This is a genomic window from Ruegeria aquimaris (assembly GCF_025751555.1).
Taxonomy (GTDB): domain Bacteria; phylum Pseudomonadota; class Alphaproteobacteria; order Rhodobacterales; family Rhodobacteraceae; genus Ruegeria_B; species Ruegeria_B aquimaris.
The window spans coordinates 262,583-278,503 of record NZ_JAOWLB010000001.1 but is presented as its reverse complement, the minus strand read 5'-3'; the positions used below and the strand labels follow the sequence as shown (position 1 = coordinate 278,503).

Annotated in this window: 16 protein-coding genes; 10 read left to right on the top strand and 6 right to left on the bottom strand. The window is 64.6% G+C overall.

Translation table 11 applies throughout. The features are described from left to right. Positions 1-53: 53 nt before the first annotated feature. Positions 54-302 (top strand): YdcH family protein, encoded by a 249-nt coding sequence (locus OE747_RS01370; RefSeq protein WP_263826817.1) that lies wholly within the window; start codon positions 54-56, stop codon positions 300-302. Continuing rightward, positions 302-451, top strand: a complete 150-nt coding sequence (locus tag OE747_RS01365; protein WP_263826816.1) for a hypothetical protein — start codon at positions 302-304, stop codon at positions 449-451. The genes OE747_RS01370 and OE747_RS01365 overlap by 1 nt, the downstream gene beginning before the upstream one ends. A gap of 11 nt (positions 452-462) precedes the next feature. Here the strand turns inward: OE747_RS01365 and OE747_RS01360 are convergent, their stop codons facing one another. Then, positions 463-1,659 (bottom strand): phosphoglycerate kinase, encoded by a 1,197-nt coding sequence (locus OE747_RS01360; protein ID WP_263826815.1) that lies wholly within the window; start codon positions 1,657-1,659, stop codon positions 463-465. A gap of 130 nt (positions 1,660-1,789) precedes the next feature. Between OE747_RS01360 and OE747_RS01355 the strand changes: the two genes are divergently transcribed. The 3 genes from OE747_RS01355 to OE747_RS01345 all read left to right on the top strand — a co-directional run bounded on the left by OE747_RS01355 (position 1,790) and on the right by OE747_RS01345 (position 3,915). Then, entirely contained in the window at positions 1,790-2,296 is a 507-nt protein-coding gene (locus tag OE747_RS01355; protein WP_263826814.1) for a peptidylprolyl isomerase, read from the top strand. Beyond that, on the top strand, positions 2,289-2,834 hold the full coding sequence (locus OE747_RS01350; protein ID WP_263826813.1) for a peptidylprolyl isomerase: 546 nt from the start codon (positions 2,289-2,291) through the stop codon (positions 2,832-2,834). The genes OE747_RS01355 and OE747_RS01350 overlap by 8 nt, the downstream gene beginning before the upstream one ends. Before the next feature lie 118 nt (positions 2,835-2,952). Next, a complete protein-coding gene (locus tag OE747_RS01345) occupies positions 2,953-3,915 on the top strand; it encodes a DUF3179 domain-containing protein (protein ID WP_263826812.1) in 963 nt (320 codons plus the stop codon). A gap of 84 nt (positions 3,916-3,999) precedes the next feature. Here the strand turns inward: OE747_RS01345 and OE747_RS01340 are convergent, their stop codons facing one another. From OE747_RS01340 to OE747_RS01325, 4 genes are all read right to left on the bottom strand, one after another. Further along, positions 4,000-4,518 (bottom strand): bactofilin family protein, encoded by a 519-nt coding sequence (locus tag OE747_RS01340; protein ID WP_263826811.1) that lies wholly within the window; start codon positions 4,516-4,518, stop codon positions 4,000-4,002. Further along, on the bottom strand, positions 4,508-5,836 hold the full coding sequence (locus tag OE747_RS01335) for a M23 family metallopeptidase (RefSeq protein ID WP_263826810.1): 1,329 nt from the start codon (positions 5,834-5,836) through the stop codon (positions 4,508-4,510). Before OE747_RS01335 ends, OE747_RS01340 begins: the two co-directional genes overlap by 11 nt. Positions 5,837-6,014: 178 nt before the next feature. Beyond that, positions 6,015-6,830 (bottom strand): ferritin-like domain-containing protein, encoded by an 816-nt coding sequence (locus tag OE747_RS01330; protein WP_263827084.1) that lies wholly within the window; start codon positions 6,828-6,830, stop codon positions 6,015-6,017. A gap of 17 nt (positions 6,831-6,847) precedes the next feature. Beyond that, positions 6,848-7,309: a peroxiredoxin gene (locus OE747_RS01325; RefSeq protein ID WP_263826809.1), complete on the bottom strand. Its 462-nt coding sequence runs from the start codon at positions 7,307-7,309 to the stop codon at positions 6,848-6,850. Positions 7,310-7,371: 62 nt separating this feature from the next. Here OE747_RS01325 and OE747_RS01320 point away from each other — a divergent pair, with 62 nt between their 5' ends. From OE747_RS01320 to OE747_RS01305, 4 genes are all read left to right on the top strand, one after another. Further along, complete coding sequence (locus OE747_RS01320; protein WP_263826808.1) at positions 7,372-10,743, top strand: YhdP family protein; 3,372 nt, start codon at positions 7,372-7,374, stop codon at positions 10,741-10,743. Positions 10,744-10,792: 49 nt separating this feature from the next. Then, a complete protein-coding gene (queA, locus tag OE747_RS01315) occupies positions 10,793-11,842 on the top strand; it encodes a tRNA preQ1(34) S-adenosylmethionine ribosyltransferase-isomerase QueA (RefSeq protein WP_263826807.1) in 1,050 nt (349 codons plus the stop codon). Between the two features lie 104 nt (positions 11,843-11,946). Beyond that, positions 11,947-13,209, top strand: a complete 1,263-nt coding sequence (locus OE747_RS01310; RefSeq protein ID WP_263826806.1) for an MFS transporter — start codon at positions 11,947-11,949, stop codon at positions 13,207-13,209. Between the two features lie 118 nt (positions 13,210-13,327). After that, positions 13,328-13,909, top strand: coding sequence for a DUF924 family protein (locus tag OE747_RS01305; RefSeq protein ID WP_263826805.1), 582 nt, complete (start codon positions 13,328-13,330; stop codon positions 13,907-13,909). Positions 13,910-13,914: 5 nt separating this feature from the next. On the opposite strand, the gene OE747_RS01300 is transcribed toward OE747_RS01305, so the two are convergent. Then, positions 13,915-14,322 (bottom strand): hypothetical protein, encoded by a 408-nt coding sequence (locus OE747_RS01300; protein ID WP_263826804.1) that lies wholly within the window; start codon positions 14,320-14,322, stop codon positions 13,915-13,917. 203 nt (positions 14,323-14,525) lie between these two features. On the opposite strand from OE747_RS01300, the gene lpdA reads away from it, so the two are divergent. Beyond that, positions 14,526-15,920 (top strand): dihydrolipoyl dehydrogenase, encoded by a 1,395-nt coding sequence (gene lpdA / locus OE747_RS01295; RefSeq protein WP_263826803.1) that lies wholly within the window; start codon positions 14,526-14,528, stop codon positions 15,918-15,920. Position 15,921: the final 1 nt, after the last annotated feature.

Genomic DNA, 15,921 nt, shown 5'->3' with positions numbered 1-15,921 from the left:
GGGGCCAGGCCGCAACGTGATCGCGGCACATAAGCAACCGGAGGAGACCATTTATGAGTGCCAAAAGCAGAGCTCGCGCCTTCTCGCTGAAGCTGAGGATGGCGGTCCTGAAAGAGCGCAGGGCAGAGTTGAAACAGCGCATCCTGACCGAACTCAAGCGCCCTGCGCCCTGCGCCCAGACGCTGCGCATGCTCAAGCGGCGCAAGCTGACGCTGAAAGACGAACTGGCGCGCCACGAAGGGCTGCTGCGCACGCTCGAAGCGATGCGGCCGCAGCCGGAACAGCAGCTGGGGAGGGTGTGATGTTTCGTCTTCTCTTCATGACGACGGGCCTGCGCTGGCTGCACAGCCCGGATCTGGGCGACATGCGGCGCGCCCTCGTGCCCGAGGACGACGACGGGCCGGATGGCGGTGGAATCCGACCCGAAAAGGTCCCGGCGGGCGGGGCGTAAACCCGGAAGACTCAGCCGTTCCGCATCAGGGCGGCGACGCCGGGCAGGGTCTTGCCTTCCATCCACTCCAGGAAGGCACCCCCGGCGGTGGAGATATAGGTAAAGTCCCCCGCCGCGCCACTGGCGTTGAGCGCGGCAACCGTATCGCCACCGCCGGCAACCGATACCAGTTTGCCTGCCCGCGTCAGCGCCGCCGCCTTCAGCGCGGCGGCGTTTGTTGCGGCGTCGAACGGCTCCAGTTCAAACGCGCCCAGCGGACCGTTCCAGATCACGGTGCGGCTCTTCTCGAAAATGGCCTTGATCGCGGTCAGGCTTTCGGGGCCCGCATCCAGGATCATCCCGTCTTCGGGGCAGCGGTCCGCCGGCAACACTTCGTGCGGGGCGTGGCTTTCGAATTTCTTGGCCACCACCACATCGCTCGGCAGGACGATGGTGCAGCCCGCGGCTTCGGCCTTGGCCATGATCTCGGCTGCGGTGTCCTTCATGATCCGCTCGGCCAGCGACTTGCCGACCGAATGGCCCTTGGCCACCAGAAAGGTATTGGCCATGCCGCCGCCGATCACCAGGTAATCCACCTTTTCGATCAGGTTGCCCAACAGCTCCAGCTTGGTCGAGACCTTGGCGCCGCCCACGACTGCGGTCACCGGACGTTGCGGCTTGCCCAATGCCTTTTCCAGCGCTTCCAGCTCGGCCTGCATCAGCCGTCCGGCGCAGGAGGGCAAAAGGCGCGCAATCGCCTCGGTCGAGCTGTGCGCGCGATGGGCGGCGGAAAACGCGTCGTTGCAGTACACCTCGCCCAGCCGTGCCATTCCGGCGGCCAGCGCGGGGTCGTTCTTGGTCTCCTCGGCATGGAACCGGGTGTTTTCCAGCAGCAGCACCTCGCCCGGGTGCAGTGCTTCGGCGGCTTCCTCGGCTGCGGGGCCAACGCAATCGTCGACGAACAGAACCTTGGTGCCAAAGGCGCGCTCCAGCGTCGGGACCAGCTGGTTCAGCGACAGGTTCTTGCGCCGCTCGCCGCCCGGGCGGCCAAAATGCGCCAGCAGGATGGGGCGGCCGCCTGCGGCGATGATGTCGCGCACGGTGGGCATCAAACGGCGGATCCGGGTCGAGTCGGTGACCACGCCCTCCACGATCGGCACGTTGATATCGACACGCACCAGCACGCGCTTGCCGTTCAGGTCCATGTCGTCGAGTGTCTTCCAGCCCATATCCCGCAATCTCCCTGATCAAATGCTAGGGCGTTTCTCTACCCGAATGCGCGCGCCCGTCAATGGCGTGCCTTGTCGATTGCGCGCGCGATGGTTAGGTTCCCGGCAATCAACGTGACAGGAGGGCCCGATGGCCGAAATCAAGGATCCCGAAAACACCATCATCGTCGAGCTGAAGGACGGCAATGTGGTGATCGAACTGCTGCCCGACGTGGCGCCCAAGCATTCCGAACGGATGAAGGAGCTGGCGCGCGCTGGCGAGTATGACAATGTCTGCTTTCACCGGGTGATCGACGGCTTCATGGCCCAGACCGGCGATGTGGCCAATGGCGACATGGAAGACGGGTTCAACATCCGCATGGCGGGGACCGGTGGATCGTCGCTGCCGAACCTGCCGGCCGAATTCTCGAAACTGCCGCATGACCGGGGCACGCTGGGGGCTGCACGTTCGGCCAACCCGAACTCGGCCAACAGCCAGTTCTTCATCAACTTCAAGGACAACCATTTCCTGAATGGCCAATACACCGTCTATGGCCGGGTGATTTCCGGCATGGAACATGTCGATGCGATCACCCGCGGCGAGCCGCCCGCGAACCCTGATCGCATGATCAGTGTCAAGGTAGCAGCAGATGTATAAACTCGCCGCCCTTCTGGCACTGATGGCCGTCCCGGCCGGAGCCACTGGCCTCAAGATCGAGGTGACGGGCGAGGCCAATGGTACCGTCACCATCGATCTCTTCGAAGATGTCGCGCCCAAGCATGTGGAGCAGATCACCGCGCTTGCTGCCGAAGGCAAATACGACGGCGTCGTGTTTCACCGCGTGATCGACGGGTTCATGGCCCAGACCGGCGATGTCCAGTACGGACGTCTCGGTGGCGACATGCGGCTGGCCGGGCGCGGCGGCTCCGACCGCCCCGATCTGCCGGCCGAGTTTTCGAACATCACTTACGAACGGGGCGTTGTGGGAATGGCGCGGGCGCAGGACCCCAACAGCGCCAATTCGCAGTTCTTCATCATGTTCGCCCCCGGTCCGTTTCTGGATGGCCAGTACACCGTTGTCGGCAAGGTCTCCGAAGGCATGGATGTGGTCGACGCGATCAAGCGCGGCGCTGGCCCGAACGGGTCGGTGATCGGCCAGCCGGACCTGATGAAAACGGTCACGGTGACAAAGTGACCTCCTGCCCGGCGCCGGTTTCCGGCCCCGGGCTCCGTCTTCACGATCGCGTGTAGACACTGGCACCAGCGGCACTGGCCGGGGATCATGGTCTTGTCCTGTCCTGACCGAGGCTCCGATGCGCTTGATCGTTTCTCTGTTTGTCTGGCTGCTGACCGTACCGGCCTCGGCCGATCCCGAATTCTGGCGCCACGAATGGCCGCGAACGGATTTCTCTCGTTCCTCTGTCGAAAACTGGGGCGAAATCCTGTCCGGAGGGCCGCCGAAGGATGGGATACCGGCGCTTTCCAACCCGGATTTCCTTCCGGTTGCCGCCGTTTCCGGCATCAACGGGCGGGAACCGGTCATCACGCTTGAACTGGCTGACGAGGTGCCGCGTGCCTATCCGATCCGCTACCTGATCTGGCACGAGATCGTGAACGATCGGCTCGGCGATCTTGCTTATGCCGTCACCTTCTGTCCGTTGTGCAATTCGGCCCTGATCTTTGACCGGCGCACCGACCACGGCATCCTCACCTTCGGTGTCACCGGCAAGCTGCGCAATTCGGATATGGTGATGTATGACCGCGAGACCGAAAGCTGGTGGCAGCAGGCCGAAGGCCGCGCCATCGTTGGCGCGCTGACCGGCATGCGGCTGGCGGCTCTGCCGGGCTGGATGGAGAGCCTGGACGCTTTCCGTAGCCGCAATCCAGATGGCCTGGTCATGGCCGAACCGGACCACGCCCGGCCCTACGGGCGCAATCCCTATCGGGGGTATGACACGGCCAGCCGTCCGTTCCTCTATTCAGGAGAGCCGCCACCTCACGGCATCGCGCCGCTGGCGCGGGTCGTGCGGGTCGCGGACCGGGCCTGGCCGCTGGAGCGGCTGGCAAGGGCCAGGCGCCTGACCGAGGCAGAGGTCACGCTGAGCTGGGAACAGGGAGTGGCCTCGGCGCTGGATACCGAAGAGATCGGCATGGGGCGGGATATCGGGTCGGTCCGGGTACAGGACGCCCAAGGCCGGGATCTGCCCCATGACGTGATGTTCGCTTTTGCGTTTCACGCCCTGTGGCCGCAAGGAACATGGATGCTCGGCCGGTAAGACATACCTCGCACAAAAAAGCGCCGCGGAATGTCTTCCGCGACGCCTCACTGTCCCTGTCAGACCGGCTGGCCGTTTTCGGCTTCAGGCGCCTTCGGGTTTGGTTGCAGGGGCGGCAGCGGCTGCCGGGTTGGCAGCAGGCTTGGCCGCGCGGCCCGGGTTCAGCGGGTCGTCCTGACGCTGTACCGACCCCTCGAAATGGGCACCGCTCTCGATGGCGATGGTCTTGTGGATGATGTCGCCCTCGACCCGTGCGGTCGATGTCAGGCGCACCTTGAGACCCCGGACGCGGCCCACGATACGGCCATTGATCACCACGTCGTCGGCGGTCACTTCGCCCTTGATGGTCGCGGTTTCGCCGATGGTCAGCAGATGGGCGCGGATGTCGCCCTCGACCGAGCCTTCGACCTGGATATCGCCGCTGGTCTTGATGTTGCCGGTGATGTGCAGGTCCGAGGACAGCACCGATGCCGGCGGCTTTGGCTTGGGCGCGGCTGGCTTGAAATCGCTCGGAGCGGGCGCAGCGGGGGCCGTGGAAGTGGCGGGTTTTGCCGCCTCGGGTGCCTTGGGGGCGGGCTCGTTGATTTTGCTCTTAGAAAACATTGCGTGCAGCCTTGATGTAAGTCATGGGGTTAACAGGTCGTCCGTTGACATGCACCTCGTAATGAAGGTGGGTACCGGTGGACCGTCCGGTGCTACCCATATCAGCAATATGATCCCCGCGCGAGACCCTTTGACCGACCTTCACGCGGATCTGTGAATTATGGGCGTAAAGCGTCTCGATTCCAAAATCGTGCTGGATCCTGACCAGTTTGCCAAAGCCTGATTCCCACCCCGCATGCACGACCACGCCATCGGCCGTGGCATAAATATCGGTGCCATGCCTGCCCGCGAAATCCGACCCGTTGTGCATGCGCTTGCCGCCGGTCTTGGGATCGCGCCGATAGCCGTAGCCGCTGGTGAATCGCACGGCGGCCCGGACCGGGTTGGCAAAGGGCGCGCGCTCCGCCGCAATCCGATAGAGGTTCAGCTGATCCATCTGCTGCAACAGGTTATTGGCCCGAATCTCGTCCGCCGAGGGTTCTTCACCCCGGGTGGAAAAGGACAAAGGGGTGAGCGGCCCGCCCTGACCGCTATAGCCGCGCCGCACCTGTTCCAGGATGCTGTCGGTGGGCATGCCAGCCGCGCGGAACATCTTGTCCAGCGGTTCGACCGAAACCGTCATCGCCTCTTCCAGCTGGCGGAAAATCTGGTCGTTGCGCTCTTGCATCAGCTTGATTTCCAGCTCCAGCTCCGCCCGCGCCGCCAGCGCTGATTGCGCGTTGGAATGGATTTGATCCCGTTGCTGGGCGGTGCGCTCCAGCGCCTGGGCCATGAAAGTCATCTGCGCTGGCAACTCGCTCGCGGCCAGGTGCACGGCGCCGTTCTCTCCGGTCTCTTCCTTCAGGGCGGCCAGTGCTTCGCGCGCGGTCTCGCGCTGTTTCATGGTGGCGCGAAGGGTGGTCTGAATCACCTCGATCCCGGTTTCCAGCTCGCGCCGCCGGGTTTCGGATTCCAGCAGTTCCGACTGCATCACCGAGATCTGCGCCAGGGCGGCGTTGAACCGGCGCTGTGCCGCCACCGCCTCTTCGGCGCGGGCGTCCCGCTCGGCCGAGATCGCGTTCAGCCGTTCCTGATACGTGGCCTGGTCCCGTTTCGCCTGTTCGCGGAAATTGCCCGACCCTATGCTGTCCATCAGCAGGATCGCGGTGGCCACGATGGTCCAGGCGACAAACAGTGTCGCCCCGGCAAAGGCGACGATCTGGGTTTCCGATTTGAGCCGGATGAACCGTGTGTCACTGTCGGATTTCAGAAAAACCCGGCGTTCCGGAAACCGCTGCTCCAGAAACGCGTGTATCTTGATCGCCAGACGTGTCCGCACCCGCCCATCCCTTGTTGTCCCCTCGGCAAGACCCGTCCGGCTGAGTGGCGCCGGGCCTTGGCCCGAGTGCATAAGCGGTTAAGACGGATCGGGCAAGTTTGTTTACCGGTTGGGCGAAAACGGCACGGGGCTGCTTGATTTTTTGGCAAAAATCCGCCGATTGGAATGCGCGCCCGGCTCAGACCGGGCGATCCCGTGTCGGCGTCTCTTCGGCCAGCGGCCAGTAGAAGTCGGGCGGCAGGCCCGCTTCGGCACGTTTCTCTTCGTTGAACGGGGGCTTCAGGGCGCCATGGAAATAGCGCCGGACAAGTGCGTGGAACACATCCTTAGGGTCTACATTCTCGCGTCCGCAGAGGAAATGGAACCATTTCGAGCCATAGGCCACATGGCCCACCTCCTCGGCATAGATCACCTCCAGCGCCGCCACGGCCTGGGACAGCCCGGCCTTGCGAAAGATCCCGATCATGCCCGGTGTCACATCCAGCCCACGCGCCTCCAGCACCATGGGCACCACCGCGAGCCGCCCCATCAGGTCCTCGGCCGTATCCTCGGCCGCGCGCCACATGCCGGCATGGGCGGGCAGCGCGCCATAATGGCTGCCGATACTCTCAAGAACATCGCAGACCATGTTGAAATGCTTGGATTCCTCGTCGGCGCATTTCACCCAGTCGTCATAAAACCCGATGGGCATCGGTACATGGCCGAACCGCGCCACGATATCCCAATGCAGATCGACCGCGTTCAGCTCGATATGCGCCACCGCATGCAACAGCGCGATGCGCCCAGCCTCAGACCCCGGGCGTCGGCGCGGCACGTCCCGGGGGCTGAGCAATTCGGGCCGCTCGGGCCGGGCGGGATGCAGGGGGGGGGTAGCCGTGCCCACCGCAATCGGTTCACTCTCACCGCGGCGCGCAGCGAACCACGCGCTGGCATGGCGGCGCGACAACGCGGTCTTGGCACGCCCGTCGGCGGTAGAGAGCACCTCCACCGCCATTTCGGTCAACGTCAGGCTCACAGCGCTTTGACCGCGTCCAGAACCTCGGCCACATGGCCGTCGACTTTGACCTTGCGCCAGATCCGGGCAATGCGCCCCTCGGCGTCGATCAGAAAGGTCGACCGTTCGATCCCCATGGATTTCTTGCCATACATGTTCTTTTCCACCCAGACGCCATAGCGCTCGCAGGTATCGCTGTCGGCATCCGACAGCATCGCGGTGGTCAGCCCGTGCTTGGCCACGAACTTGTCATGTTTTGCAACCGTGTCCTTGGACACGCCCAGCACCGTCGCCCCGGCATCGGCAAAGGCTTGCAGATGGTCGGAAAAGCCGATGGATTCCTTGGTGCATCCCGGGGTATCGTCACGGGGATAGAAGAACACTACAACCGCGCCACCGCGCAGGCCGGACAGGCTGATCTCGCCGCCGCCATCCCGGGGCAGCGTGAAATCGGGGGCGATATCGGAAATGTCGGGCATAGGAAAACTCCGCTAAGGGTTTCATGGATATGTTGCGCGCATAATAGGTCGCGGCAGGGAAGTTGAAAGACACCGAACCCAAATCAGGCCGGAAAACACCGGAGAAACCGCGCCGCAGCAAGCGGCGGGTCACGCTTGTCTGGGCGATGCGCGGCACGCTTCTGCTGGTGTTTCTGGCCGCGTTTTCGGCGCTTATGGTCCCAGGCCAGACCTTGCAGCCGCCGCCCTGGGTCAAGGCGCGGGTCGAGGCCCGGCTGAACACGCTGCTCGGTGACAAGCAGGTCCGGTTCGGCGATGTGTCCTTTGTCATCAACAAGGGGTGGCGGCCGCGCCTGCACCTGCGCGATGTCGAACTATCCGACACCGAGGGGCGCGTCATCGCCCGGCTCGGCGATGCCGAGGCGAGCCTTGCCATGCGCCCGCTGCTGCGCGGTCAGGTGCAGCCGAAGCGGATTTCGCTCAGCGGCGCCTATGCCAACCTGCGCCGCGACGCCGACGGGCGGTTCACCCTGTCGCTGGGTGGTGGCCAGGCGGCGGTTGAGCAGGCGCCGACGCTGGTGCAGGTGCTGGAAAAACTCGACGATGTCTTCCTCAACCCCGCGCTTCAGGCCCTCACCTCGATCGAGGTGAGTTCGCTGGCGATGGAATACGAGGACCTGCAACAGGGGCGGGCCTGGACCCTGGATGGCGGCCAGGTGCTGGTCACACGCACAAGCGACGCGATGCGCATGGCGACCGAATTCTCGGTGCTCAGCGGCCGCGATTACGCCAGCCGGGTCGAGGCCAACTACAGCTCGACCCTGGGCAAGCCAAGCGCAAGTTTCGGCATTTCGGTCACCGATGTGGCGGCCTCCGACATCGCCGCGCAGGCGCCGGCGCTGGCCTGGCTTCAGGTCCTGGATGCGCCGATTTCGGGTTCTGTGCGCGGCGGCATCGGCGAGGACGGTGCGCTGACACCGATTTCGGCGACATTGCACATTGGCGCCGGTGCGGTTCAGCCGAACCCCAAGACACGCCCGATCCCCTTTACCGGGGCGCGTACCTATTTCTCTTACCTCCCGACAGAGCAGAAACTGAGCTTCGCCGAGATCTCGGTCGACAGCGCCTGGGGCGCGGCCCAGGCCGAGGGCGACGCCTATCTCGACGGCCTCGATCAGGGGCGGTTGGACCGTCTGGTTGCGCAGTTCCGCCTGACCGGCCTGCGGGTGAACCCGGCAAATGTCTTTGACGCGCCGCTGGAACTGGATCGGGCCGAGATCGACTTTCAGATGCGGCTCAATCCGTTTCGGGTGCAAGTGGGGCGGATGAACGTCATCGACGACGGTCGCACCTTGCTGCTGCGCAGTGATCTGACCGCCGCGCCCGATGGCTGGCAGCTTGCGCTGGACGCCCAGCTCGACGCCATCACGCCCGCACAGGTGCTGGGTTACTGGCCGGAACGGGCGGCCCCCAAGCCGCGCGAATGGGTGGTCGAGAACCTGCGGACAGCCGAGTTGAGCGATCTCGACCTTGCCCTCAGGCTCAGGCCCGGCGCACCGCCCGACCTCTATGCCGATTTCGATTTCGCCGATGCCGAGATCCGCTTTGCCAAGACCTTGCCGCCATTGGTGAACGCGCGCGGACAGGCCAGCCTGTTGGGCGGGCGTTTTGCGGTGACCGCCGACGCGGGCCAAATCCTGCCCGACGAGGGTGGCGCGGTCGATGCAAGCGGCACCTCCTTCATCATTCCCGATATCGGTATCCGCAAGGCGGCGCCGGGCATCGCCCGGATCGCAGCACGCGGGTCCGTGACAGCGGCGCTGTCCTTGCTGAACCGCGCACCGCTCAGCATCATGGACAAGGCCAATCTGCCGGTGACCATCGCCGAGGGACGGGCCAACCTTGCCGGCACGCTGGCCCTGCCGCTGCGCGACGGGGTCAAGCTCGGCGATATGGAGTTCCACCTTGCCGGAACCATCGACGAGGTGCGCAGCGCCGATCTGGTGCCGGGGACGGTGGTCTCGGCCAGGCGGCTTGAAGTGACCGGCAATCAGACGCAGATCGCGCTCCGGGGCGAGGGGCTCTTCGGGTCGGTGCCGACCCAGGTCCGCTGGCGCCAGCCCCTGGCCCAGGACGAGGCCGCCCGCAGCGAGGTGACGGGCAGCATCGAACTGTCGCCTGCACTGGTGCGCGAACAGCGTCTGGGTCTGCCGGACGGCATGGTGACCGGTGCCGGGACGGCGCAGTTCACGCTTGGCATCGGTGGCGGTCAGCCGCTGCGGCTTGAGGCGCAGTCGGATCTTGAGGGCGTGCGTTTGGCACTTCCCGAATTGGGCTGGGTCAAGCCCGAAGCCGAAACCGGCCGGTTGGCTGTCGGCGCAACGCTGGGGGCGGGGGGCAGGGTCGACCGGCTGGAGATCGACGCCGCCCGCCTGCGGGCACGTGGCACGGTCAGCTTTCGCGAGGACCGCAGCTTTGACAAGGCGCAGTTCACCACCTTTGAACTGGCCGACTGGCTTGCGGTGCCGGTCGACCTGATCGGGCGGGCCGGGCGGGCGCCCGACATCGCGGTTCTGGGCGGGCGCATGGACCTGCGCAGCGCGACCTTTGGCTCGACCGGTGGGGGGCAGGGCGGGGCCGGGCCGGGCCCGGCGCTCGCTGTGTCGCTGGACCGGTTGCAGATCAGCGAAACCCTGGCGCTGACCGGAATGCGCGGCACCTTCACGACAACCGGAGGTCTGGCGGGCCGCTTCACCGGCAAGCTGAACGGATCCGCCGATATCGAAGGCCAGATGATCGCCCGTGGCGCCCGCAGCGGCATGGTTCTCAGCTCCGCCGACGCGGGCCAGGTGTTCCGCGCCGCCGGTATCATAACCCAGGCCCATGGCGGCAGCTTCCAGTTGTCGCTCGATCCGGTCGGCGACGCGGGGCACTACGATGGTCAGCTTCGTGTGCGCAACACCCGGATCAAGGACGCGCCCGCCATGGCGGCGCTGTTGAACGCGATGAGCCTTGTCGGCCTGCTGGATGAAATGTCCGGGCAGGGCATCCTGTTTGGCGAGATCGAGGGGCGGATGCGGCTCAGCCCCTCCGCCATCACGGTGCTGGAAAGCAGCGCCGTTGGCCCGTCGATCGGCCTGTCGATGAACGGGGTCGTCGATACCGAACGCGACACGCTGGACCTGCGCGGCGCGATCTCTCCGATCTATCTGGTCAACGGGATCGGCAGCGTGCTGACGCGCAAGGGCGAGGGGCTGATCGGCTTCAACTACACCCTGACCGGTTCGATGGCGAACCCGCAGGTCTATGTGAACCCGCTGTCGGGCCTGGCGCCGGGCTTTCTGCGTGACGTGATCCGGGCACCGGCACCGCAGGTGCCGGTCGCGCCCGGCGAGCCCCCGGCGCCACCGGCAGAGGCGAAACCACGCCCATCCCGGCCGGGCGGCGACCGCTGATCACTTTGCCTGTGGTCAAAGCCGCGGGCGCGCTCTATAGGCGCGGGCCATGAAACTGAGCGATTTCGATTTCGACCTGCCCGACGGGCTGATCGCGACGCGGCCGGCCCGGCCGCGATCCTCCGCGCGGCTGCTGGTGGCCGAGGGCGACAGGATCACCGATTCCGTCGTGTCCGATCTGACCGAGTGGCTCCGCCCCGGTGACCGGCTGGTGCTGAACGATACAAGGGTGATTCCCGCACGCCTCAGCGGCAGCCGCACCCGGCAGAGCGCGCAGGGAGAGGTCTCGGCCCGGATCGAGGTCACGCTGCTGGAACCCCAGGCCGACGGCGCCTGGGCCGCGCTGGTCAAACCGCTGCGCAAGCTGAACGTCGGGGAAACGATCACCTTTTCGACCGACCTGTCCGCCACCGCCGAACGTATCGCCGAAGGCCAGGCCTATCTGCGCTTCAACCTCACGGGTCAGGATTTCGACGCCGCGCTGGCCGAGGCAGGCGCCATGCCGCTGCCGCCCTACATAGCCGCCAAACGCCCCGCTGACGCCCAGGACAAGACCGATTACCAGACGGTCTGGGCCCGCCATTCCGGCGCTGTTGCCGCCCCGACCGCGTCCCTGCATTTCGACGAACCGCTGCTGGCGGCTCTGGCCGCTCATGGCGTGACCTTCACCCATGTCACCCTGCATGTGGGCGCGGGCACCTTCCTGCCGGTCAAGGTCGAGGACGTGACCACCCACAGGATGCATGCCGAATGGGGCCGCGTCAGCCCCGAGGCCGCAGCCGAGATCGCCGCCACCAAAGCCGCTGGCGGCCGGGTGATCCCGGTCGGCACCACCGCGCTGCGCCTGATCGAAAGCGCCGCGCGCGGCGGCGACATCGCGCCTTGGGAAGGCGAGACCGATATCTTCATCTATCCCGGGTTCCGGTTCCGGGTCACCGACGGGCTGATGACCAACTTTCACCTGCCCAAATCGACGCTTCTGATGCTGGTCTCGGCGCTGATGGGGCAGGAGCGCATCCGCCGCATCTATGCCCATGCGGTCGAGCACAGGTACCGCTTCTTTTCCTACGGGGACGCGTCCCTGTTGTTGCCCGGCTAGACGCTAACGGTTGCAGCCCCGCCGCTTTTGGCGTGGACAGACCCGGCCCGCTGCCGCCATTTTCTCACACAGGCTCCGCCCTGCTCCATCGAAGGTCACGACGAATGCTTCAGGTTCTTTCCAGCGCATGGGCGCTGCTTCTGGGGATCGGCCTCTTGATGGTCGGCAACGGGCTGCAAGGCACGTTGCTCGGCGTGCGTGGCGAGATCGAGGGGTTTTCGACCTTCGAGATGTCGCTTGTCATGTCGGCCTATTTCGTGGGCTTTCTCGGCGGGTCCCGCATGGCGCCCGAGATGATCCGCCGGGTGGGCCATGTGCGCGTCTTCGCGGCGCTGGCCTCGTTCATCTCGGCGGTGATGATCATGTATCCCGTACTGCCCGACACCTATGCCTGGATGCTGGGGCGCGTCATCATCGGCTTTTGTTTCTCCGGCGTCTACGTCACCGCCGAAAGCTGGCTGAACAACGCCGCCGACAACTCCAACCGGGGCAAGGCGCTGTCGCTCTACATGATCGTGCAGGTGACCGGCATCATCGTGGCGCAGGGCCTGATCCAGGTGGGTGACCCCGGCGGGTACGAGGCGTTCATCATCGCCTCGATCCTGGTGTCGATCTCCTTCGGCCCGATCCTCTTGTCGATCTCGCCGACCCCCGCCTTTGACAGCACCAAGCCGATGAGCCTCAGGGCGCTGATGAAGACCTCGCCGCTGGGTTGCGTCGGCATGCTGCTTCTTGGAGGCGTGTTCTCGGCCCAATTCGGGATGAGCGCGGTCTATGCCGCCAAGGTGGGGCTGACCCTGACGCAACTGTCGATCTTCATCGCCACGTTTTACGTCGGCGCGCTGTTCCTCCAGTACCCTCTGGGCTGGCTGTCCGACCGGATGGACCGGCGGGTGCTGATCCTGTTCGTGGCTCTGATCGGTGGCGGTGGCGCGATGCTGGGCGCGATCATGGGCGAGCGGTTCGAGTTGCTGCTGGTGGCGGCGCTGATCATCGGCGGCCTGTCCAATCCGCTCTATTCGCTGCTCATCGCCTATACCAACGATTATCTCGACTATGACGACATGCCCGCCGCCTCGGGCGGGCTGGTGTTCATCAACGGTCTGGGCGCCATCGCCGGGCCGGTCACCACTGGCTGGCTGATGTCGGATGGGGTGTTTGGACCTCCGGGTTTCTTCATCTTCATCGCAGCGCTGATGTTCGCAACGGCCGCCTATGCCGCCTATCGGGCAACACAGCGCGCCTCGACCCCGATCGAGGCAACCGGTAGCGTCGCATACATGTATCCAACCGCCTCGCCGGTGGCGGTGGAATTGGCGCAGGAAGCGGCACACGAGGCCAGTCAAACCGGATCAGAGTCGCAATAATCGGCATTTTCCCCTTGTTTCATGTCGCTATGTTGCAAAACTTTACTGTAACAAAACTGTAAAATATCGTTTAATCCCCAAGTAGCTGGGGATAAAAATGGAGGGTGGAGAGAGACCTATGGTCGGCCCCGAAGACATTCTGAAGTTCTGGCTGGACGAAACCGGTCCGGACGGGTGGTATATCCAGGACGAAGAGCTGGACGCCCGTATCCGGGCAAGGTTCCTGCCCACGTGGGAGGCCGCCGCCGAAGGCCGCTTCTCGCTGTGGCTGACCTATCCCAGCGGTGTTCTGGCTTACATCATCCTCACGGATCAATTTCCCCGCAACATGTTCCGCGGCTCGGGTCGGGCCTTCGAGACCGATCGCGCGGCGCTGATGGCGGCCAAATGCGCGGTGGACAAGGGCTGGGACATGAAGATCGACGAGCCCGCAAGGCAGTTCTTCTACCTGCCGATGATGCATTCCGAGAACCTGTGCGACCAGGAACGCTGTGTGCGTCTGATGTGCGAGCGGATGCCGGCGTCCGGACCTTCCAACCTGCTGCACGCCCGCGCGCATCGCGAGGTGATCCGCCAGTTCGGCCGCTTCCCCTATCGCAACCATGCCCTTAAACGGCACAGCACGGATCAGGAAAACGCCTATGTCGACAATGGCGGCTATGGTGCGACTGTGCGCCGGTTGCAGGCCGCCGCTGGCTGATAGGGTCAGGAGGCGGTTTCGCAGCCTCTGATCTCGGACAGGCCGCGGGCGAACTTGTCTGCGGCCGTTTCCATCGCCGTGTCGATCAGCCGGTCGGGCAGGGCGGTCAGTTGCTCCATCCGGGTCTGCATCTCATCCAGCCGCGTCCCGATCGCATCCAGCCGGGCCTCGACGCGGGTCACCGGCACCCCTTGCGTACCCGCAGCCGCGATGTCGGCGCGCAAGCCGGAGAGTTCGGCCCGCAGGCCCGCGACCTCGTCGCGCACCGGCGCGAAGCTCTGGATGCTCTCGGACAGGCGGTCGGTGATGCCGTCGACCGTGGACATCAGTTGCCAGCCCAGGAACAGACACAGCGCCACCAGGATCAGCGTCGCGTTGATCAGGGCAAGGACCAGGTCTTTCAGCGTCTTCATTGTCAAAACCTCGGCTTGGGGATGGAACGCGTTCCTTACCATGCAGTTCTAGCGAAACCGGACCCAAGCGTATAGGCTCGACCATGACGGGTTCACTGGGTGCCCCTGCGTCAAATTTGTCGCGGAACGCTGTCATTGAAGTCGTTTGAAAATTAGTTTAATGGTAAACTAGTTTTTGAAACAGGTCTGGCCGAGGGAAGAACATGGCTGCACAATCCTATGACGTGATCGTAATCGGTGCCGGGCCGGGGGGCTATGTGGCCGCCATCCGTGCGGCGCAACTGGGGCTCAAGACCTGTGTGGTCGAGCGCGAGCATCTGGGCGGCATCTGCCTGAACTGGGGCTGCATCCCGACCAAGGCGCTGCTGCGCTCGTCCGAAGTGTTCCACCTGATGGAGCGCGCCAAGGAATTCGGGCTGAAGGCCGACAATATCGGCTATGACCTCGACGCGGTGGTGAAACGCTCGCGCGGGGTGGCGAAACAGCTCTCCAGCGGCATCGGCCACCTGATGAAGAAGAACAAGATCGACGTGGTGATGGGCGCCGCGACGATCCCGGCCAAGGGCAAGGTTTCGGTCAAGACCGACAAGGGCACACAGGATCTGACCGCCAAGAATATCGTTCTGGCCACCGGCGCGCGCGCGCGCGAATTGCCCGGGCTGGAGGCGGATGGCGATCTGGTCTGGACCTACAAACACGCGCTGCAACCGGTGCGGATGCCCAAGAAACTGCTGGTGATCGGATCGGGCGCCATCGGCATCGAATTCGCCAGCTTCTACAACACGCTGGGCGCCGACACGACCGTGGTCGAGGTGATGGACCGCGTCCTGCCGGTCGAAGACGCCGAAATCAGCGCCTTCGCCAAGAAGAGCTTTGTCAAGCAAGGCATGAAGATCATGGAGAAATCCATGGTCAAGCAGCTCGACCGCGCCAAGGGAAAGGTGACCGCCCATATCGAGACCGGCGGCAAGGTCGAGAAACTGGAATTCGACACCGTGATCTCTGCCGTGGGCATCGTCGGCAACGTCGAAAACCTCGGGCTCGAGGCGCTGGGGGTCAAGATCGACCGCACCCATGTGGTAACCGACGCCTATTGCCGGACCGGGGTCGAGGGGCTTTATGCCATCGGCGACATCGCCGGCGCCCCCTGGCTGGCGCACAAGGCGTCCCACGAGGGCGTGATGGTGGCCGAACTGATCGCGGGCAAGCACGCCCACCCGGTCAAACCCGAAAGCATCGCGGGCTGCACCTATTGCCATCCACAAGTGGCATCGGTCGGCTATACCGAGGCCAAGGCCAAGGAACTGGGATACGACATCAAGGTCGGCCGCTTCCCCTTCATCGGCAATGGCAAGGCGATTGCATTGGGCGAGGCCGAAGGCATGGTCAAGACCATCTTCGATGCCAAGACCGGCGAGCTGCTGGGCGCGCATATGGTCGGGGCCGAGGTGACCGAGATGATTCAGGGCTATGTTGTGGGCCGCCAGCTGGAGACCACCGAAGAGGATCTGATGCACACGGTCTTCCCGCACCCGACGCTGAGCGAGATGATGCACGAAAGCGTTCTCGACGCTTACGGCCGCGTCATTCACATGTAAG

What these genes read in the sequence shown, in the direction of transcription:
- OE747_RS01345 (WP_263826812.1), top strand. Translation starts at nt 2,953, where the DNA reads ATGCGCTTGATCGTTTCTCTGTTTGTCTGGCTGCTGACCGTACCGGCC.
- OE747_RS01325 (WP_263826809.1), bottom strand. Translation starts at nt 7,309, where the DNA reads ATGCCCGACATTTCCGATATCGCCCCCGATTTCACGCTGCCCCGGGAT.
- OE747_RS01370 (WP_263826817.1), top strand. Translation starts at nt 54, where the DNA reads ATGAGTGCCAAAAGCAGAGCTCGCGCCTTCTCGCTGAAGCTGAGGATG.
- OE747_RS01310 (WP_263826806.1), top strand. Translation starts at nt 11,947, where the DNA reads ATGCTTCAGGTTCTTTCCAGCGCATGGGCGCTGCTTCTGGGGATCGGC.
- OE747_RS01360 (WP_263826815.1), bottom strand. Translation starts at nt 1,659, where the DNA reads ATGGGCTGGAAGACACTCGACGACATGGACCTGAACGGCAAGCGCGTG.
- lpdA (WP_263826803.1), top strand. Translation starts at nt 14,526, where the DNA reads ATGGCTGCACAATCCTATGACGTGATCGTAATCGGTGCCGGGCCGGGG.
- OE747_RS01305 (WP_263826805.1), top strand. Translation starts at nt 13,328, where the DNA reads ATGGTCGGCCCCGAAGACATTCTGAAGTTCTGGCTGGACGAAACCGGT.
- OE747_RS01300 (WP_263826804.1), bottom strand. Translation starts at nt 14,322, where the DNA reads ATGAAGACGCTGAAAGACCTGGTCCTTGCCCTGATCAACGCGACGCTG.
- OE747_RS01330 (WP_263827084.1), bottom strand. Translation starts at nt 6,830, where the DNA reads ATGGCGGTGGAGGTGCTCTCTACCGCCGACGGGCGTGCCAAGACCGCG.
- OE747_RS01355 (WP_263826814.1), top strand. Translation starts at nt 1,790, where the DNA reads ATGGCCGAAATCAAGGATCCCGAAAACACCATCATCGTCGAGCTGAAG.
- queA (WP_263826807.1), top strand. Translation starts at nt 10,793, where the DNA reads ATGAAACTGAGCGATTTCGATTTCGACCTGCCCGACGGGCTGATCGCG.
- OE747_RS01340 (WP_263826811.1), bottom strand. Translation starts at nt 4,518, where the DNA reads ATGTTTTCTAAGAGCAAAATCAACGAGCCCGCCCCCAAGGCACCCGAG.
- OE747_RS01365 (WP_263826816.1), top strand. Translation starts at nt 302, where the DNA reads ATGTTTCGTCTTCTCTTCATGACGACGGGCCTGCGCTGGCTGCACAGC.
- OE747_RS01350 (WP_263826813.1), top strand. Translation starts at nt 2,289, where the DNA reads ATGTATAAACTCGCCGCCCTTCTGGCACTGATGGCCGTCCCGGCCGGA.